This window comes from Rhizobium sp. SRI_017 (genome assembly GCF_057586295.1).
Genome location: NZ_JBYCZP010000128.1, coordinates 1 through 212, shown reverse-complemented (window position 1 = coordinate 212; position 212 = coordinate 1). Strand labels below are relative to the sequence as shown.

Sequence of the window (212 nt, the reverse complement as noted above, 5' to 3'; positions counted from 1 at the left end):
TAAAGGCGATGTTCCGGCTACCCAGGAACTCGTCTCGGCGGTTCTGTCGGCGCAGGATCACATGCGCGCTCTCCTCGATACGCCGAATGGCGATCATGACGCTGTGAGTGCAGCTTTGCTCGACAACCTGCATCGCGCCGTCAACGGTGGCAGTCTGCCAACGCCTTCCCATCTGGCCGCTCCGGTAGCCAGGGCGGAAACTCCAGCTCCGA

The 212-nt window shown here is 62.3% G+C and carries 1 pseudogene; it reads left to right on the top strand.

Annotation, left to right across the window (positions count from 1 at the left end):
- A pseudogene (locus tag AC2YI2_RS35345) lies at positions 1-212 on the top strand (chemotaxis protein CheA); the annotation flags it as partial.